The following is a 17,022-nucleotide window of genomic DNA, read 5'->3' on the forward strand; positions in this document are numbered from 1 at the left end:
CGATGAGCATCCCGGCCGTTCCCGTCCCGATGGAAAGCCCGCGGGCCCCCTGGTACCGCCGCCTTCCGGTGGTCTCGCACTTCAACAAAAGCGTTGGCCTCCAGCGCGGCATGCTGGTGGCCGGACTGATCCTCACCGGCCTGTTCGTCCTGACGGCGCTTTTCGCACCGCTGCTGGCACCCTACGGTTTCTCCCAGCTTTCCGACGCCGATGGCAACTTCCCCACGCAGCAGGCCCCTGGAGGCAAACACCTCCTGGGGACGACAGTGGGCGGCTACGACGTCCTGTCGCGGGTCATTTGGGGAGCGCAGACGGCGATCCTGGTGATCGTCGTCGCCGTGGCCATGTCAATCGTCATCGGCGTCGTCCTTGGCCTGGTCAGCGGCTACCTCGGCGGGTGGCTTGACCGGATCCTGGTGGTCATCGCCGATGCCGTGTACGCCTTTCCCTCGCTGCTGGTGGCCATTGTCATGGCCATCGTCATCAGCGGCGGACAATCCAGCCTCATCGGCGGCATCTTCGCTGCCGGCACTGCCATCACGCTGGTCTTCATCCCGCAGTATTTCCGGGTCATCAGGGCAGAGACCGTCCGGTTGAAGGCTGAGCCGTTCGTCGAGTCCGCAAAAGTGGTGGGCGCGTCCAACATCCGCATCATGACCCGCCATATCTACCGCAACGCCACCCGCACCCTGCCGCTGATCTTCACCCTGAACGCCTCCGAAGCCATCCTCACCCTGGCCGGCCTCGGGTTCCTGGGCTTCGGCATCGAACCCAGTTCGGCAGCGGAGTGGGGTTTCGACCTCAACAAGGCGCTCGCCGACACCACGTCCGGGATCTGGTGGACGGGCCTGTTCCCCGGCCTGGCCATCGTGCTGACCGTGGTGGGACTGACCCTGGTGGGCGAGAGCATCAACGACCTGAACGATCCGCGCCTCCGCGGCCGCAAGAGCACGGGCGGCAGTTCGCCGGCCCCGGTGGCCACCGCCGCCAATGCAACAGAAATGGGTGGACTATGACCGTCAACATCGATCCGCTGTCCGGGTGGAACTCCAACGGGGAGCCCGGCGACGGCCGTCCCGTTCTGGACATCGACCACCTCCGGGTCACGTTCGCCACTGACGGCGGTCCTGTCCTGGCAGTCAAGGACGTCAGCCTGGAGGTCAGGAAGGGGGAGGTGCTGGCGATCGTGGGGGAGTCCGGGTCCGGCAAGACTGTCACCGCCAAGACCATCCTGGGCCTCCTCCCGGAAACGGCCAGCAGTTCAGGGGCGGTGGTGATCAACGGGGCCGACGTCATCAGCGTCAGCGCGGCACGGCTGCGCCAGATCCGCGGCCGGGACGTTGCCATGGTGTTCCAGGAACCGTCCACCGCGCTGAACCCGGTGTTCACCGTGGGCTGGCAGATTGCCGAAGGCATCCGGGCCCACACAGGAAGCGACGGGAAGCGGGTCTCGGCCAGGGAAGCCAAATCCCGGGCCATCGAGGCACTGCGCAAGGTGGGCATCCCCGATCCGGAACACCGGGTCAACTATTACCCGCACCAGTTCTCCGGCGGCCAAAAGCAGCGGGTGGTTATCGCCGCGGCGCTGGCCCTGAACCCCGGGCTGATTGTCGCCGACGAGCCCACCACCGCCCTGGACGTTACGGTCCAGGCGGAAATCCTGGAACTGCTCCGGGACCTGCGGGACAAGTACGGTACGTCCATTGTGCTCATCACGCACAACATGGGGGTGGTGGCTGACCTGGCTGACCGCGTGGTGGTGATGTACCAGGGGGACGTGGTGGAGGAAGCCCCGGCGAGGACCCTGTTCGCAGAACCGCGGCAGGACTACACCCGGGCCCTCCTGGCTGCGGTTCCCCACCTCGGGCGGAACTCCGCCTCCGAGGGGCTCAGCAGCCGGGCCCACCAGGAGGAGGAGGTCCTGGTGGAGGCCAACAACCTGTCCATCGAGTACCCGGGCAGGCTGGGCACGCCGGCGTTCAAAGCAGTGGACAGGGTCAGCTTCACGCTGTCCAGGGGCGAAGTGTTCGGCCTGGTGGGGGAGTCGGGTTCCGGGAAGACCACCATTGGGCGCGCCATCGCCGGCCTGAACAGGACAACCGGCGGCAGCCTGAAGGTGCTCGGGTACGAGATGCTGAACCTCAAGGAACGCACCTTCAAGCCGCTCCGCAAGGACATCGGTTTTGTGTTCCAGGACCCTGCGGCCTCCTTCAACCCCCAACTGACCATCGGGGACTGCATCGCAGAACCCATGGTCATCCACACAAAGCCAAGCCCGGCGCAGGCGCGCAAACGCGTGGGCGAGCTCCTAGAATCAGTCCAGCTGCCGGCGTCGTACGCAGGACGGTACCCGCACGAACTGTCCGGCGGCCAGCGGCAGCGGGCGTCGCTGGCACGGGCACTCAGCCTGAATCCGCGGCTGCTGATAGCCGATGAGCCAACGTCGGCTTTGGACGTTTCGGTGCAGGCCAAGGTCCTGGAACTGTTCAGGGACATCCAGCAGGAGTTTGGTTTCGCCTGCCTGTTCATCAGCCACGACCTCGCGGTGGTGGACACGCTGTCCTCGTGGGTGGGCGTCCTGTACAAAGGCCGGCTGGTGGAGCAGGGGATCGGCAGCCAGGTGATGGGAAACCCGCAGCACGATTACACGCGGCGGCTCATCGCGTCCCTGCCGGTGCCCGATCCGGATGAACAGGCGAAGCGGAGGGAAGCGCACCGCGCGCTGCTTGGCATCTGAACGCTAAACCGCAGGCCCACGCCGAGGCCTGAAGCGCCGGTGCCGGATACCGGCACCGGCGCTTAACACCCGGATGATTCCGGTGCCTGCCCATAGACTTGAACCATGACGCAGCACAACCTTCACACCCCTGACTCCGATGACTACGACCCCTCAGCCAGTTCGCTGGCGGACCAGGTGGACCAGTCGGTGATGGCTGAACTGCTCTCCATCCGTTCGAGCATCGACAACATTGATGCCACCCTGGTTTACCTGCTGGCGGAGCGCTTCAAGGCCACCCAGAAGGTGGGCTTCCTCAAGGCCGCCCACCGGCTGCCCGCCGGGGATCCCGGCCGTGAGGCCGCGCAGATCGCGAGACTTCGCCGCCTTGCCGAGGACGCCCACCTGGACCCGGCCTTTGCCGAGAAGTTCCTCAACTTCATCATTGGCGAGGTCATCAGGCACCACGAGGCCATCGCCGAAGACCATGAGGCTGCCTCGGGCCAGCACCCGCAGGCATCAGCCCTCGCGTGAGTATGGTCGAAAGGCACGAATCCCGCACCGGCACTCCGTCGCCCGCGCCGGCGCCGCCCCGTGAAGTAACGGCCACCGCGCTGGGACCGTGGCCGGGCGAAGACCCCGTCGAGGCGGCAAGGATCATCCGGGGTGAACTCGGCAGCCCGCACCTGCCGTTCCTCGCCGAACTGCCGGACCGCGGAGTTGGTTCCGATGCCCTGGGGCGTACGGCCTCCCTCCTTGCGGAGCTGGCCGTAGACGTCCAGCCCTATGGGTGGCGGCTGGTTGACCGTCCCGGCAAGGACTTCCGCCGCGCCGCGTCAGCCCTGGCCACGGACATCAACGTCCTTGCAGAAGTAGCCGGTGCCGAGGAGAACCCGGCCATGGAGATCAAGGTCCAACTGGTAGGCCCGCTGAGCCTGGCGGCGGGGCTCCATCTGCACAACGGCGAGCGGGCCCTCCTCGACTACGGTGCCCGACGGGATCTTGCAGCCTCGCTTGCCGCCGGGGTAGGGGCATACCTCTCCCGGGTGACGGCCGCCGTGCCGGGCGCGCGCCTGGTAGTCCAGGTGGATGAGCCGGACATCGCCGCGGTGCTGGCCGGCACCATTCCCACCTCCAGCGGCTACCGTACGCTCCGGGCGGTGCCGGCTTCCGAAGCACGCGAATCATGGCGGGTGGTCCTTGACGCCCTGCGGGCCGCGGGTGCCGTCGAAGCAGTAATTTCTGTCCCCGAGGTGGAGGCGCCGTTCGAGCAGATCCTGGCTGCCGGGGCGGACGGCATCGCTGTTCCACTGAAGGCCTTGACCTCGCGGCAGTGGGAGCAGCTGGCCGGAGCGGTGGAATCAGGCACAAGCCTCTGGCTCGGCGCGCTGGAGGCGGCCGGCGGGCCACTGCCAAAGGTCGCTGAATCAGTGGAGGCAGTGTGGCGGCCCTGGCGGCAGCTGGGGCTACCGGCAGACACCCTGGCTTCCATCCGGGTCACACCCTCGGCCGGGCTTGCCGGCTGCTCGCCATCGCAGGCCACGGCCGCGCTGGGCAGACTCACCCAGCTTGCAGACGCGCTTAACCAGCTCGCCCAGGGCTAACTGGCGGGGTTGCCGCCAACGGCATCAGACCCGGTTCTCCCAGCGGTCCGGCTGCGCGTAGCGCGGCAGGAAGCTGTGCGCTGAACTGCCGCCGGTGTAGGGCCGCAGCCGGTAGTCGAAGCTGCCGGCGTAGACCAGGACCAGCCCGATCTGCGGCTGGATGACCTTCACCTGGATCCGGTGTTTCCCGGCGGGCCCTTCTGCCGGGTCCCACCACTGTTCGGCGTAGGCCTTGGCGTCCAGGGCGGCAGGAAGCGGAATACGGAGGGGACCCAGAAGGAGCCGTGATGCTTCCGATACGCCCCGCAGCCGGCCCTCTGCCGTGACGCTCAGGTTCAGGTCGGTGACCAGCCGCCGGTACCGGCCCACGTAATCCACCAGCTGGGGCGCTCCGTCCCGGCGGGTGGCGCTTGTGGTGTCCTGGAAGATGCGGGTGCGCCCCGGGAACCGGATCTCACGGCGGGCCGTAAGGCTGGAGCGGCCAAAGGGGTCCTGGTGGGCGTGGTTTTCGATGCGGAACGGAATGTTTTCGCCGTACTCGGGAAAGAACGCTTCCTCCCCGCTGGTGAGCCGCAGCAAAGGCCGCAGCCACTCCTGCCGGCAGCCCACGACGTCGAACGTTCCTTCACCCACGCCGTAACGGCCCGAGCCGGGCACCAGGGAAAAGTAGTCCTGCAGCTCGGGCTGCAGGCGCGAAAAGTCCGCGCCGAGGGCCTGCTGGTAGATGGGAATGTTCATGGGAACCTCCTGCTGGGAATGTGGCTGGAACAAGGTGCTGTGACCTCACAATGTACCGGCAGCCTTGAGCCTGATGTACATGTCCGCCAGCCGTGGCGGCAGCTGGTGGGGTTCGGCATCCACCACTGACACGCCATGCTGCCGGAGCTCTGCGCTGATCGCCGCGCGCTGCAGGAGCGCCCGCTCTGCCGCGGCGGCCCGGAAGACACCGGTGGCGTCGGCGCGTTCCCCGAGCATGGTTCCCAGCTGCGGGTCCCGGACCGCCGCAACCACCACCACATGCTGCCGGGCCAGCTGGGCCGCAACGGGAAGCAGGCCTTCCTCGGGTGCGCCGCCATCCAGCGACGTGAGCAGCACAACGAGTGACCGGTGCGCGGACACGGCGCGGACCTGCGCCGGGACGGCCGGCCAGTCCATCTCGATGAGGTCGGCCTCAAGCGGTGCCATGGCCTGGACCATTTGTCCTAGGAGGTTCCCCTGCCCGGCGGACCCTGCCCGGGCGCGTGTCCGGCGGTCAAAGGCGAGGAAATCCACCCGGTCCCCGCCACGCTCCGCGAGGACGCCCAGCAGGAGCGCCGCTTCCATGCCCGTATCCAGGCGGGTTTCGTCGTCGATCCTTGCTGCGGACGTCCTCGAGGTATCAAGGACCATGACCACACGGCGGTCGCGTTCCGGCCGCCAGGTGCGCACCACCACCGCGGACCGGCGTGCCGTGGCCCGCCAGTCAATCGACCGGACATCGTCGCCGCGGACGTAGTCCCGCAGGGAATCGAACTCGGTGCCCGCGCCCCGGATCTGTACCGCGGCTTTGCCGTCGAGCTCGCGCAGTTGACGCAGCTTTGACGGCAGGTGCCGCCGTGAATGGAAAGGAGGCAGCACCCGCAGCGAGCCGGGGCACTGCACGGTCCGCTGGCGCGCCGCCAGCAGGAGGGGGCCAAACGAGCGGAGGGTGACGTGCGGTGTCCGCAGGTCTCCGCGCCGAACGGGACGCAGCCGGACGGTGACGCGCCTGCGCTCGCCGGCCGGAACCTCAATGTCCTGTACCGCATTCTCCGCTCCGGCCGAGGGTTGCCAGGCATCGCGCAGGACTCCGCGGAGCCGGCGGCCGCCGTCGTTCCGGACCGTGAGTAGAGCATCCGCAGACGCATGCAGGGTGACGTTTCCGGGCTCTGTGCGTTGGAGGCTGACCGTCCGCAGTGGTGCCGCTGCCAGAAGGTCGACGGCGGCAAGGGCCGCCAGCAGCCCGGCCACCAGCAGCACCGTTCCCCAGCCGGGCAGCAGGAGAACCGGCACCATGCCCAGCAGCACCAGCAGCACGAAACGGCCGGAGATGGCCATCAGCGGGGCACGGGAACGGAAGCCAGGATGCTGCCCAGCACGTCATCCACCCGGACCCCGTCCATCTGGGCTTCCGGCTGGAGCGCCACGCGGTGGCGCAGGCAGGGGAGGGCGAGAGCCTTGACGTCGTCCGGGGTCACAAAGCTCCGGCCTGACAGCCAGGCCCAGGACCTGGACGTGTTCAGCAGGGCTGTGGCCCCTCGTGGCGAGACTCCCAGCAGGAAGGAGGGGGCAGAGCGGGTGGCCCGCACCAGGTCCACGATGTAGGCGATGATTTCGGGGTCCACCGCCACCGAAGCCACCGCCTGCCGGGCTTTGGCCAGGTCTGCCGCGCCCGCTACTGCGCGGACTCCGGCAGCTGTGAGGTCCCGCGGGTCAAAGCCGGCAGCATGGCGGCGGATGACCTCCATTTCATCCTGCCGTCCGGGCAGCGGCATGGTCAGCTTGAGGAGGAACCGGTCCAGCTGTGCTTCGGGCAGGGGATAGGTGCCTTCGTACTCCACCGGGTTCTGGGTGGCAGCCACCAGGAAAGGTGCGGGCAGTGGACGGGAGACCCCGTCCACGGAAACCTGCCGTTCCTCCATGGCCTCGAGCAGGGACGCCTGCGTCTTGGGCGGCGTGCGGTTGATCTCGTCCGCCAGGAGGATGTTGGTGAACACCGGCCCTTCACGGAACGTGAACTCTGAGGTGCGCGAGTCGTAGACCAGGGATCCCGTGACGTCACCGGGCATGAGGTCCGGCGTGAACTGCACGCGCTTCGTGTCCAGGCTCAGGGCTGCAGACAACGCACGAACCAGCAGGGTTTTTGCGACACCCGGGACGCCCTCCAGCAGCACGTGCCCCTGGGAGAGGAGCGCAATCAGCAGCCCCGTGACGGTGGCGTCCTGCCCCACCACGGCCTTGGCTACCTCATGCCGCACGTCCAAAAGGGCCTGCCGGGCGGAATCGTGGTCCATGTGGTCCAGCACCCGGGGGCTGCTGCCTTGCTCGCTCATCGGCTCTTAACTTCTTTCTCTAGGGTGTCCAGCTCCCGTGACCAGGCCACAAGCCTCGCTTCGGTGCCGGGACGTTCGTTAACGAGTTCCTGGATATCCCGGGCCGGCCTGCCGAGGTGTTGCGCGGCTGCTTCGATGACCTGGCCGGCAGTGGCGCCTGGCCCGGTGCGCAGATGCCCGGAAAGCCGCACCAGCGTACCGGCCCGGAGGTTGTCCCGGGCCTGGTCCACGGCGCGGGAGTCTTGATAGAGCCTCGCCCGGCCCTCTGCCGTCTCCGCTGCCTTGACCACAACCGGCAAGGGCTCAAACACCAGCGGGCCAAGGCGCCTGCCACGCCAGGCTATTGCCGCGAGGGCAACCAGGACGAGCCAGGGGCCAAGGAATCGCACCCAGTCGGGGGCCAGTTCGTCGAGGCTTTCGGGGCTGCCCCGGGTTTCCAGGTCTTCAAAGGTTGGGATGTACCAGACAAGGTCCGGGGACGGGCCGAGGGTCCGGATGGCCAGCGCGGCATGCCCAAGCCTGTCCAGCTCTCCGTTACTGAAGACGGCGGTGCTGCCGACGACGATGAGCCGTCCGTCGCTGCTGGCGGCAACGAGTCCGGCGCCGGAACCGTCCGGCCGGTAGCAGGACGTCCCGCCGTCGTACAGGAAGCCCGACTCCCCGGAAACCGCACCTGCGGCCTGTGGGTCAGGCAGACTGCACCCGGGCTCCAGCACCGGAGAGGCGTCCGGCACAACCCCCGCCTGGCGGATGCCGGCATCGAGGGCGTCGAGGGTCTGCAGCCTGGGGGACACCACCACCATCCTCTGCGCGGACGCCGCCAGGTTGAGGAGCCGGGGCCCGTCCAGGAAGCCGTTCCTGTCGTAGAGCAGCAGGGTGGGGGAGGAACCCGCCTCCAGCGCTGCCATGGCTGCTTCGTAGCTTCCTGCATCCTGGACCGCAACGCCGTGCCTTCCCAAGATCTGCGTGAGGGCGCGGGCGCCCTCGGGGCCGGCGTTATGGACCGACAATGGAACGGCGTCGCCTTTCGGACTGAGCTGCGCCCAGAGCACCAGTCCCAGCGCGGCAGCCACCACGGCGCTGAAAGCCGCAATTGCACGGTGCCGCCGGAGCCACCCTGTCCTGCGGAGGGGAGCCCGCTCCGCGGGGGTTTCATGAAGTGTGGAAGCCGGCGTGGTCCCCGTCATGGCAGGGCCGCCGGATGCGATACTCCGAGGTCCTCGTGGCTTCCGTCCTGATGGTCCGTGCTGCGGACGGGCTTGAGGGCTTCGAGCGCGTCGTCCAGGCCGGCCATCGCCCGGTAGTCTCCCTCGTCCGCCGCCCTGTTTCCATAGCGGATTGCATCGAAGGTCCCCGCCGCCCGGCCCAGGCGCTGTGCTTCGGTGCTGAAGGGAAGCGCCAGGTCCCGCGCTACCTCATCGGCCGTCCGCCCCGGCTGGGGGTCCAGGATGGTGCGGTCTTCGGCAGAGCGGACCAGGGCCCGGAAACGGTCCACGGCGGCGTCTGCCCACCTTCCAGCCTCCGCGGAAGTTTCAGCGCGCCGCCGGTAGTCGCCGGCCGCCAGCACGCCCTCGGGCTCAAACACCTCCCTGGCCTTTCGCGCCTTGGGGTTCAGCCGGGGCTTGGCGATGATCACTGCGGCAGCGATGATCACGGCGATCACGAGTCCAATGACGGGGCTTGGCACCGTGCTGGCCGGATCCGGGGACCCGTCCAGGGACGAAAGCCACTCCAGGAAGTCCTCCCAAAGCGTCTCCACCCAGGGCGGGGCGGCGTCGCGGTATTCAGGTTGTGAAAGCTCCTCTGCTGCCCAGCGGCGGGCTTCCTCCGCGCCGGGCAGCACCGGCGGTTCAGCGGCCATCCGGCCATGCCCCCGCCGCAGGACCGGTGCCGGGGTTCCAGCCACCGGCGTACCCTCCGGGCCGGGCGGCTCCCTGGCCGCGGCCGGGGATGCCGTCCGGATCCGCGCCGGACTCCATCATGCGGAGCAGCGAGATATCGAGTCCGTCCTTCCGCATCCGGAGGTCCATGTAGATCAGCGCCATGACGGACGTCTGGAAGGCATAACCCAACGCTCCTGCAAGTGCGCCGAGGACCGCGGTGATGATGCCGACGGCGACGGCGATGGCTACGTCCTGCCCGGCACCCCCGTGGGGTGACAGGAAGCCTGCCATCAGCGGAGGCACAAGGCTTACCGGGATCATGACCACCTGGCTGATGACGCCCACCATGATGCCCACCACCAGGGTGATTCCAAGGATCCGCCACCAGTTGGCCCGGGTCAGTTCCCAGGACCTGCGCAGGGCGGCCAGCGCGCCCAGTTCTTCAATGACGACGGCGGCCGGGGCCACCATGAGTTTGATGTAGATCCAAACGAACAGGGCAACAAAGCCGAGGAACATGGGGATGAGCAGCAGGATGCCTATCCCCTCCATGCTGGCTATCAGTGCGACGGTTGCCGCTGCCGGGACGAGAACGGCGAGCAGGCCGCCAACCATCAGCAGTGCCGCCAGCCGCATCAGTGCTCCCACCCGCGGCCTGGCCAGGGCCCACATCTGGCGGAAACCGGTGGGACGGTTCAGGATGGACCGCGCCACCGGCACCACCATGGCGCCCTGCAGGACTGAGGCCAGGAAGATGGTCAGGACAGCAACCAGCATGATGGCAGCAACGAAGCCCAGGCCGAGCGATGTGAGGTCGGAGGGGCTGGCGCTTTCCGCCCAGGCCTCGATGGAACCCATCGATGTGGCTGTGGCAGCCGTAAGGACAGCCGTCAGGATGGCGGCAAGGGACTGGGCCAGGAGGGAAGCACCCAGCATGGCCTTTGCATTCCGCCTGATCGTTTGGAAGGAACCGTCCATGATCTCGCCGAACATCAGGGGGCGCAGGGGGACGATGCCCGGCTTGGGCGGAGCCACATATCGTGGCTGGCCGTAGGGGGAGCCCCCATGGGGATAGCCGGCGGGATAGCCGGCGTTGGGAGGTTGCGCCCGCGGCGGGCCCGGGTATGCCGGACCGGGCTGGCCCCACGGCTGCTGCTGATTTGGCGGCGGACCCCAGGGGTGCTGCTGATTTGGCGGCGGCCCCCAAGGGTGCTGATCCGCTGGCGCGCCCCAGGATTGCTGCCTATCCGGCGGTGGACCCCAGGGTTGCTGCTCGGGTTGCTGCCCTCCCGAAGGCGGGTGCTGCTCCGGAGTCTGCCGCCATGCAGGCAGGCCAGGGTCCCCGGGCTCCTCCGCGTCCGAATCCTTTGGTGACACCATGTTCCTTCCCCCATCCAGTCCGCCGTCGGCCTGGCGCGGCTCCGCAACTCCCGCGTGGCGCTCGAAACGTCCGGCGTGGCACCAGCCTATAGTTCCGGCGTCGGGCATCCTAGCGCCCGCCATGCCGGAAGGCGCTGAACAGGACAAAGCCATCCTGATAAGGGAATATATAACTATGAAGGCACGCATTCTGGTGGTAGATGATGATGAAGCGCTGGCCGAAATGATTGGAATTGTCCTTCGCAACGACGGCTTCGAGCCGGTCTTTTGCGCGGACGGCGCCCAGGCGCTCGACGTTTTCCGGTCATCGCGGCCGGACCTTGTTTTGCTGGACCTCATGCTTCCGGGCGTGGACGGCATCGAGGTCTGCCGGCAGATCCGGGGAGAGTCGGATGTGCCCATCGTTATGCTCACCGCCAAATCGGACACGTCCGACGTCGTCCGGGGACTTGAATCCGGTGCAGACGACTACGTGCCCAAGCCTTTCAAGCCTGCGGAACTGGTGGCACGCGTCCGCGCCCGGCTCCGCCCCGGCGACCAGAAGGCTCCGGAAACCCTGCGCATTGCCGACATCACCATCGACGTTGCCGGGCACACCGTGAGCCGGGGCAACGACCGGATTTCGCTGACGCCCCTGGAATTCGACCTCCTGGTGGCCCTGGCCCGGAAACCATGGCAGGTGTTCACCCGCGAACTGCTGCTCGAGCAGGTCTGGGGCTACCGCCATGCTGCCGACACACGCCTCGTGAACGTCCATGTCCAGCGCCTCCGGTCCAAGATCGAACAGGATCCGGAAGCTCCGGAAGTCGTATTGACGGTGCGTGGTGTCGGCTACAAAGCAGGGGCCTGAACCCGCGGCGCAGGACGGTGCACCGGATACGGGCGCGCCCGCTCCCGCTGGGAGTTCCGCTTCCGGGCATGACGGCTGGGCGGGTCTGCCTCCCGGGCCCGAACACACCGACGCCGTCACTGCCCGCCTCCGGCGCCTGACGTTCCGCTCCCACCTGTGGCAGCGGCGTGCCCTGATCGTCAGCCTGCGGGTCGCACGGCTGGTCAGGACCGGATTCCGGCGATTCCTGCCGGCGCTGCGGTTCATCGGCCGGTCCCTTCACCGGCGGTGGCGCCGGTCACTGCAGTTCCGGACAGTCCTCACCACGCTCCTCCTTGTCGTCACCTCCTTCGCGGTTGTGGGGGCCTACCTGTCCAACCAGATCGCCAACAACCTCTTCCAGGAGCGTCTGGCGCAGGCTGAGTCGGAGACCAGCTACCACGTCAAGCAGGTTCAGGACACGTTCGACGGCGCGCAGGTCACCGACCAGGCCAGTGTCATCACCCTGGTGTACGACACCCTGAACGCGGTGGAAGGGCGCGGCTCGGTCATCCAGCGCAGGTACGTTTTTGAGGCCATGCCGGAGCAGACAAAGCCCAGGAACCGCTGGGTCGAATCCCGGGCCTCTGACCAGCTGACTGTGAGCGTCATCCCGCCTGAACTGCGGAAGGCCGTGCAGGAGTCGGGTAAGGACCAGTACTGGGCCTCCACCGTCATTCCGGTGGGCACCGAAGACCGCCCCGGCATTGCAGTGGGGAACAAGGTGACCTTTAACGGCACCGTCTATGAGCTCTACCTCATCTATGACCTGAACTCCGCACAGCAGACCCTGGATGAGATCCAGAGCGTCCTGTGGGCCGGCGGTGCGGTGCTTGTCCTGCTGGTCGGCGCCGTCGCCTGGTACGTCACCCGCAACGTGGTTAGCCCGGTCAGCCATGCCGCCATGGTGTCGGAGAAACTCGCCGCCGGCCAGCTGCAGGAACGGATGGTGGTCCGGGGCGAAGACGAAGTTGCGCGCCTGGGTGCATCCTTCAACCACATGGCAGCCAGCCTCCAGGAGCAGATCACCCAGCTGGCAACCCTGTCGCAGATGCAGCAGAGATTCGTTTCCGACGTTTCCCACGAACTGCGCACACCGTTGACCACGGTGAGGATGGCGGCGGAAGTCCTGTACGACGCACGCCACGACTTCGATCCCATTAATAAGCGCTCCGCCGAGCTGCTTTACAACCAGGTTGAACGCTTCCAGTCACTCTTGTCGGACCTGCTCGAAATCTCCCGCTTCGATGCCGGCGTGGCAGTGCTCGACGCCGAAGCGGAGGACATCCTGCAGGTGATCACACATGCCATCGAGGGCGCGGCCCCGGTAGCTGCGGAATACGGTTCGGAGATCGTCCTCAGGGCGCCGCAGGGTGCCGTCATCGTGGAGATGGACGCCCGGCGTATCGACAGGATCATGCGGAACCTGATCCTTAATGCGGTGGAGCACGGCGAAGGGAAGCCGGTCACTGTCACCGTCGGAGCCAGCCAGACCGCCGTCGGAATTGCCGTCCGGGACCATGGGATCGGAATGGCGCCCGCAGAAGCGGCGCGCGTCTTCGACCGTTTCTGGCGGGCCGACCCCGCACGTGCCCGCACTACCGGCGGAAGCGGCCTGGGCCTGTCCATCGCCATGGAGGACACCAAGCTGCACAACGGCTGGCTCCAGGCATGGGGGAAGAAAGGCAGCGGTGCCAACTTCCGGCTGACGCTGCCCCTGCGCCAGGGGGAAGAAATCGACAAATCGCCGGTCCAGCTCGAGCCGGAGGACATCGTTATGCCGGGAGAACCGGGGAACAGCAACATGCTGGTCCTGGGATCAGGCGCCCCGGCCGGAACGGGACCTGCCCAGGAGGAGAGAACATGACAGGCTGTGCCGGCCGACAGGCGAAACTGTCTGCTTCCCTGCTGGTCCTCCTGCTCGTCCTGATGGCGGGCTGCGCCAGGATTCCCACGTCCGGGCCGGTGGGCAAAAGCAGTGAGGGCAGCGCGGGCAACCTCAGCGCGCCGGTATTCCTGCCGGCGGCGCCGCAGCCGGGCGCTTCGCCGGAGACCATCATCGATTACTTCTACCGGGCCGGAAGCGGCTACGAAGACGATTACGCCGTGGCCCGCCAGTACCTGACACAGGCCTCCTCCGTGTCCTGGAAGCCGGACCAGCGCGCCCTCGTGTACCGGGAGGCGCGGGTGGTGGCAACCGCCACCGAGAACGTCTACAACTACGAGCTGGACGTCGCCTACACGGTGGACGCAGACGGCATTGCCCTTCAGTCGCCGGAGGGAACGATTGAAAACATCCCGGTGACCGTCACGCAGGTGGAAGGCGAATGGAGGATCTCCGCCATTCCGGACGGCACTGCCATCGCGGAGGAAACCTTTAAGGTCATCTACGGTGCCTACCCAATTTATTTCTACGATCCCTCCTTTACGTTCGCCGTCCCGGACGTCCGATGGTTCATTAAGAACAAGACCGTCAAAGCGATGACCAGTGCACTGCTGGCGGGCCCGGCACCCTACTTGCGCGGCGCCGTCGCAAGCGCCTTTCCTTCCGGCATCAAGCTGGCCCGTGAGTCGGTCCCGGTCGTTTCCGGCGCGGCGCAGGTGGATCTCACGGCAAAAGAGCTGATGGAAACGTCGCCTGAGGACAGGCTGCGGATGCAGATGCAGCTGACGTTGACTTTCCGCAGCCAGCCCGACGTCGTCAACGTCGAACTGCGCGCAAACCAGGACCTCGTGCGGGTGGAAGACGACGGATCAGTGCTTCCGCCGGTGCAGGACAAGAACGTGCCCTCCCGCCAGATAGCCATCAGCGGCAATGAGCTGGTGCGGTACGAAAACAACAGGGTTTCGCCGCTGCCCGACATGCAGCCCGTCTCCTCCCTCAATCCCAGGCTTCCCGCGGAATCTCCGGTGTCCCAGACTGCGGCCTTCCTCAATGACAGCCGCACCACCCTGTACAGCATCAGTCCCGGCCAACCGGCCAGGGCGCTCACCACGAGAAGCACCCTGACCCGGCCATCCTTCGGGCTTAATGAATGGGTCTGGTCGGCTGGGCCGGGAGCAACGGGGGGCACCGAAGTGGTGGCTTACCGCCCGGAAGGTATTGCCGAGGGCGCCACCGTGCCCGCCGTTACCCTGACTCCGGCCTGGCTGGCCGGGCGGACAGTCAAGGAGTTCAGGATCTCCAGGGAAGGGGTCCGTGCCCTGGTGATTTCGGAGCAGAACGGAAAGACCCGCGTGCAGGTGACCGGCATAATCCGCGGCGGCGACGGGACGCCCCGTGAGCTGACACCACCCGTTACTTTGGCAACCGGCAGCGAGCCCGACCAGGGCGCGTGGGTCTCCGACACAACAATCGCGGTCATGAAGGGGTCGGCGGCATCAAACGTGACGCCGGTGTTGCTGTCACTCGCCTCCGGGCAGCCGCAGCAGCTGGCGCCGTGGCCGGGCCTCGTCGCCATGAGCGCCGGGAATGGGCCTGAGGACATTTATGCCCAGTCCGCTGAGGGCATCTTCCAGCGCCTGGGCAACGGCTGGTCTCCGCAGATCAAGGGGCCTACGGATCCATCCTTTCCCGGCTGACCACCATGTCCGGGAAGCGGCGCGGGGCCCGGCGGGACCGGGCTCTGTCCACATAAGGCAGGTGGGTGCTGTCCCGGGGCCGCCGCCCGGGTGGACAGTCAAGGAATGGCCACCAGAACAGGACTGCGTGACAGCGCCCGGACATTGTTGCAGCTGGACCCTGACCTGACCCCGCCGCCCGGATACAGCGCCAGGCACCGTGCGGACCACGGCAGCAGGGTCCTGCGCGTGCTGGACCAGCTCGCGGGCGCGTCGGCTGACCTGCTTTCCCTGGCAGTTCCTGTGGACTGCGTGTGCTGCGGCGCGGAAGACCGGGCGCTCTGCATCCGGTGCGACCGCCACATCCGGCGGCTCACCGCGGCCCCGTTCCGAGCGGAGAGCGCTGCCCCGGCGCTTATGGACGTGGCGGGGACGGTGCTGCTTCCTGTGGTTGCCGCCGGCGTATACCGGGAAGAACTTGCCCAGGCGCTGCTCTCCTTCAAAAGGCATGGCCAGCACCAGCTCAAGGGAAGCCTTGGACGCGCGTTGGGCGGCGCGGTCCGTGCCGCTACGGAAGGGGCAGGAGAATACTTCCTGGTCCCCGTACCCACCAGCACCGGAGCGTACCTGAACCGGGGGTTCAGCCCCGTTCATTTGCTCCTCGGCGGCGCGCCAGGACGGCTGCCCGGGCTGGGTATTGCAGATGTCCTCACGAAAGGACGCGGGCCGGGCCTGCAGTTGCCCGGCGGGCAGAAAGGCCTTGGCCGTGGTGCCCGGGCAAAGCGGGTGCGCGGTTCCATGCGGGTCCGCCGGTGGGCCCGGAACAAGGTCGCCGGATACCCCTGCGTCATCGTCGACGACGTCCTGACCACCGGAGCCACGCTGGCTGAAGCAGCCCGGGCCCTTCATGCGGCCGGCGCGCAGGTGGCGGGCGCCGTCGTCCTCGCGGCGACACGCCCGCCGGACGCCGATGGCTACGCCGCAGCGACCGCACAGACCCGCGGAACCCGCCATGACTTAGAAAAAAATAAACCGGGAAAGGATGAATAACGGGTGCCTATGAACTAACGTCGGTGGTGGGTACCAAGAACAGAATGTACCTTTCGATGGCGGCTCGGAGAGGGGCTCGACTGTCAGGCAGATCGGCCCAGGGAAGCGCCGCCGTCGTGTCACCGAAGTCATTTGGAGGGCACCATGGAGTTTATGATCAGCGGACGAAATCTGACAGTTTCAGACCGGTTCCGCGAATACGCCGGGGAAAAGATCTCGAAAATCGAATCGCTTGGGGACAAGGTCCAGCGGGTCGATGCGAAAGTCTCCAAGGAGACCAATGCCCGGCAGACCGGCGATCAGCTGACCGTTGAGGTGACAGTCCTGGGCAGGGGGCCCGTGATCCGCGCTGAGGCCAGCGCCGCTGACAAGTTCGCAGCATTCGATCTCGCCTATAACAAGCTGCTTGAACGCCTCCGGCGCGCCAAGGACCGCAAGAAGGTCCACCATGGACGGCACACACCCAAAGCTGTCCGCGAAGCCACCGCCTCCCTCGAACCGGCCAGCCCGAACGAGCCCCTCTACGTCGAGGCAAGCCACCGGAACGAGGCTGCGGCTGCCCCCGACGACAAGTCTCCCTACGATGTCGAAAACGACATCCCGGCCGGCAATTCCCCGGTCCTGATCCGGCGGAAAGTCTTCCCCGCCGCTTCCCTTTCCCTCGACGATGCCGTGGACAACATGGAACTCGTTGGCCACGATTTCTACCTTTTCGTGGATAAGGCCACTAACACGCCATCCGTCGTCTACCGCCGCCGCGGCTGGACCTACGGGGTGATCACCCTGGACCACGAATGCGAACCCGGTGACACCGTGGTGGAGGAAAAAGTCCTTGCCTACCGTTCGGACGACACCCCGGCCAACGCCTAGGTTGGTGAAAACCATCAAC

Annotated in this window: 15 protein-coding genes; 9 read left to right on the forward strand and 6 right to left on the reverse strand. The window is 67.0% G+C overall.

Going from position 1 to position 17,022, the window contains the following annotated elements:
* The first annotated feature begins 2 nt into the window (after positions 1–2).
* The 4 genes from WHH00_RS06180 to WHH00_RS06195 all read left to right on the forward strand — a co-directional run bounded on the left by WHH00_RS06180 (position 3) and on the right by WHH00_RS06195 (position 4,320).
* On the forward strand, positions 3–1,016 hold the full coding sequence (locus tag WHH00_RS06180; protein ID WP_406637380.1) for an ABC transporter permease: 1,014 nt from the start codon (positions 3–5) through the stop codon (positions 1,014–1,016).
* The gene (locus WHH00_RS06185; RefSeq protein ID WP_406637382.1) at positions 1,013–2,737 is read left to right on the forward strand and encodes an ABC transporter ATP-binding protein; all 1,725 of its coding nucleotides are present in this window, start codon (positions 1,013–1,015) and stop codon (positions 2,735–2,737) included. Before WHH00_RS06180 ends, WHH00_RS06185 begins: the two co-directional genes overlap by 4 nt.
* A 105-nt stretch (positions 2,738–2,842) precedes the next feature.
* Positions 2,843–3,250, forward strand: a complete 408-nt coding sequence (locus WHH00_RS06190; RefSeq protein ID WP_231455704.1) for a chorismate mutase — start codon at positions 2,843–2,845, stop codon at positions 3,248–3,250.
* A gap of 2 nt (positions 3,251–3,252) precedes the next feature.
* Positions 3,253–4,320 (forward strand): hypothetical protein, encoded by a 1,068-nt coding sequence (locus tag WHH00_RS06195; protein WP_406638513.1) that lies wholly within the window; start codon positions 3,253–3,255, stop codon positions 4,318–4,320.
* 24 nt (positions 4,321–4,344) lie between these two features.
* Here WHH00_RS06195 and WHH00_RS06200 read toward each other — a convergent pair whose 3' ends face one another.
* From WHH00_RS06200 to WHH00_RS06225, 6 genes are read right to left on the reverse strand one after another with little or no spacing between them, the layout of a single operon-like run.
* Entirely contained in the window at positions 4,345–5,058 is a 714-nt protein-coding gene (locus WHH00_RS06200) for a DUF4166 domain-containing protein (RefSeq protein WP_231455702.1), read from the reverse strand.
* Positions 5,059–5,103: 45 nt separating this feature from the next.
* The gene (locus WHH00_RS06205) at positions 5,104–6,396 is read right to left on the reverse strand and encodes a DUF58 domain-containing protein (RefSeq protein ID WP_406637385.1); all 1,293 of its coding nucleotides are present in this window, start codon (positions 6,394–6,396) and stop codon (positions 5,104–5,106) included.
* Positions 6,396–7,391, reverse strand: coding sequence for an AAA family ATPase (locus WHH00_RS06210; protein WP_406637387.1), 996 nt, complete (start codon positions 7,389–7,391; stop codon positions 6,396–6,398). Before WHH00_RS06210 ends, WHH00_RS06205 begins: the two co-directional genes overlap by 1 nt.
* Positions 7,388–8,578 (reverse strand): DUF4350 domain-containing protein, encoded by a 1,191-nt coding sequence (locus WHH00_RS06215; protein WP_406637389.1) that lies wholly within the window; start codon positions 8,576–8,578, stop codon positions 7,388–7,390. The genes WHH00_RS06210 and WHH00_RS06215 overlap by 4 nt, the downstream gene beginning before the upstream one ends.
* Positions 8,575–9,252: a DUF4129 domain-containing protein gene (locus WHH00_RS06220; RefSeq protein ID WP_406637391.1), complete on the reverse strand. Its 678-nt coding sequence runs from the start codon at positions 9,250–9,252 to the stop codon at positions 8,575–8,577. Before WHH00_RS06220 ends, WHH00_RS06215 begins: the two co-directional genes overlap by 4 nt.
* The gene (locus WHH00_RS06225) at positions 9,242–10,309 is read right to left on the reverse strand and encodes a hypothetical protein (protein WP_406637392.1); all 1,068 of its coding nucleotides are present in this window, start codon (positions 10,307–10,309) and stop codon (positions 9,242–9,244) included. The genes WHH00_RS06220 and WHH00_RS06225 overlap by 11 nt, the downstream gene beginning before the upstream one ends.
* A 520-nt stretch (positions 10,310–10,829) precedes the next feature.
* Between WHH00_RS06225 and mtrA the strand changes: the two genes are divergently transcribed.
* The 5 genes from mtrA (at position 10,830) to hpf (ending at position 17,003) form a co-directional block, all read left to right on the forward strand.
* The gene (mtrA, locus tag WHH00_RS06230; protein ID WP_350001790.1) at positions 10,830–11,504 is read left to right on the forward strand and encodes an MtrAB system response regulator MtrA; all 675 of its coding nucleotides are present in this window, start codon (positions 10,830–10,832) and stop codon (positions 11,502–11,504) included.
* Complete coding sequence (gene mtrB / locus WHH00_RS06235; protein WP_406637395.1) at positions 11,476–13,389, forward strand: MtrAB system histidine kinase MtrB; 1,914 nt, start codon at positions 11,476–11,478, stop codon at positions 13,387–13,389. The genes mtrA and mtrB overlap by 29 nt, the downstream gene beginning before the upstream one ends.
* Positions 13,386–15,104 (forward strand): LpqB family beta-propeller domain-containing protein, encoded by a 1,719-nt coding sequence (locus WHH00_RS06240; protein WP_406637397.1) that lies wholly within the window; start codon positions 13,386–13,388, stop codon positions 15,102–15,104. Before mtrB ends, WHH00_RS06240 begins: the two co-directional genes overlap by 4 nt.
* Before the next feature lie 105 nt (positions 15,105–15,209).
* On the forward strand, positions 15,210–16,133 hold the full coding sequence (locus tag WHH00_RS06245) for a ComF family protein (protein ID WP_406637399.1): 924 nt from the start codon (positions 15,210–15,212) through the stop codon (positions 16,131–16,133).
* Positions 16,134–16,277: 144 nt separating this feature from the next.
* Entirely contained in the window at positions 16,278–17,003 is a 726-nt protein-coding gene (hpf, locus tag WHH00_RS06250) for a ribosome hibernation-promoting factor, HPF/YfiA family (protein WP_231455689.1), read from the forward strand.
* Positions 17,004–17,022: the final 19 nt, after the last annotated feature.

It is taken from the genome of Pseudarthrobacter quantipunctorum (assembly GCF_045291495.1).
GTDB lineage: Bacteria > Actinomycetota > Actinomycetes > Actinomycetales > Micrococcaceae > Arthrobacter > Arthrobacter quantipunctorum.

Bases quoted from the DNA above. Each gene is read 5' to 3' on its own strand.
- WHH00_RS06180 (WP_406637380.1), top strand. From the start codon at position 3: ATGAGCATCCCGGCCGTTCCCGTCCCGATGGAAAGCCCGCGGGCCCCC.
- WHH00_RS06185 (WP_406637382.1), top strand. From the start codon at position 1,013: ATGACCGTCAACATCGATCCGCTGTCCGGGTGGAACTCCAACGGGGAG.
- WHH00_RS06190 (WP_231455704.1), top strand. From the start codon at position 2,843: ATGACGCAGCACAACCTTCACACCCCTGACTCCGATGACTACGACCCC.
- WHH00_RS06195 (WP_406638513.1), top strand. From the start codon at position 3,253: ATGGTCGAAAGGCACGAATCCCGCACCGGCACTCCGTCGCCCGCGCCG.
- WHH00_RS06200 (WP_231455702.1), bottom strand. From the start codon at position 5,058: ATGAACATTCCCATCTACCAGCAGGCCCTCGGCGCGGACTTTTCGCGC.
- WHH00_RS06205 (WP_406637385.1), bottom strand. From the start codon at position 6,396: ATGGCCATCTCCGGCCGTTTCGTGCTGCTGGTGCTGCTGGGCATGGTG.
- WHH00_RS06210 (WP_406637387.1), bottom strand. From the start codon at position 7,391: ATGAGCGAGCAAGGCAGCAGCCCCCGGGTGCTGGACCACATGGACCAC.
- WHH00_RS06215 (WP_406637389.1), bottom strand. From the start codon at position 8,578: ATGACGGGGACCACGCCGGCTTCCACACTTCATGAAACCCCCGCGGAG.
- WHH00_RS06220 (WP_406637391.1), bottom strand. From the start codon at position 9,252: ATGGCCGCTGAACCGCCGGTGCTGCCCGGCGCGGAGGAAGCCCGCCGC.
- mtrA (WP_350001790.1), top strand. From the start codon at position 10,830: ATGAAGGCACGCATTCTGGTGGTAGATGATGATGAAGCGCTGGCCGAA.
- WHH00_RS06240 (WP_406637397.1), top strand. From the start codon at position 13,386: ATGACAGGCTGTGCCGGCCGACAGGCGAAACTGTCTGCTTCCCTGCTG.
- WHH00_RS06245 (WP_406637399.1), top strand. From the start codon at position 15,210: ATGGCCACCAGAACAGGACTGCGTGACAGCGCCCGGACATTGTTGCAG.
- hpf (WP_231455689.1), top strand. From the start codon at position 16,278: ATGGAGTTTATGATCAGCGGACGAAATCTGACAGTTTCAGACCGGTTC.